The sequence below is a fragment of the Rhizobacter sp. P2_H2 genome, from assembly GCF_056403375.1.
Genome location: NZ_JBFUFP010001690.1, coordinates 1 through 722, shown reverse-complemented (window position 1 = coordinate 722; position 722 = coordinate 1). Strand labels below are relative to the sequence as shown.

1 protein-coding gene is annotated in these 722 nt (G+C 71.2%); it reads left to right on the top strand.

The window, feature by feature from the left end:
• The first annotated feature begins 33 nt into the window (after positions 1-33).
• Entirely contained in the window at positions 34-615 is a 582-nt protein-coding gene (tadA, locus tag AC1D15_RS35640) for a tRNA adenosine(34) deaminase TadA (protein WP_477829805.1), read from the top strand.
• Positions 616-722 lie beyond the last annotated feature (107 nt).

The window sequence follows — 722 nt, the reverse complement described above, 5'->3', positions numbered from 1 at the left end:
CCCCAGGCGGCTTCGGCCGCCGACGAACACGCGATGCGCATCGCGCTCGACCAGGCCCGCAACGCGTGGCTGGTCGGCGAGGTGCCGGTGGGCGCCGTCATCATGCGCGCCGGCCAGGTGATCGCCACCGGCTACAACCGCCCGATCACCGAGCACGACCCGACCGCGCATGCCGAGATCGTCGCGCTGCGCCATGCGGCCACGCTGCTCGCGAACTACCGGCTGCCCGAGTGCGAGCTCTACGTGACGCTCGAGCCCTGCGCGATGTGCGCGATGGCGCTGATGCACGCGCGCTTCAAGCGCGTCGTGTTCGGTGCCCGCGACCCGAAGACCGGCGCCGCCGGCTCGGTGATCGACCTGTTCGGAGAGTCGAAGCTGAACCACCACACGCAGATCGCCGGCGGCGTGCTCGCCGACGAATGCGGCGGCGTGCTGCGCGAGTTCTTCGCCGAACGCCGCGAGCTGTACCGCCAGCGCCGCGCCGGCGCGCCATCCCCATCCCCCGAGCCGGCTGACGAGCCGTCCGGCATCCCCACCGGAGAGGTACTCGAGATTGAGCCCGCAACCCCACCATCCTTCACACCTCCATTCGCACCATCATCACCATCACGATGATGAGCCGGCAGGCCGTTCGCTGACGATCCTGTCTCCGGCCGGCGTGGTCGCGAGCGCGGCACCGCTGCGCCGTGCGGTCAAGCGCCTGGCGGCGCTCGGCTTCGAGG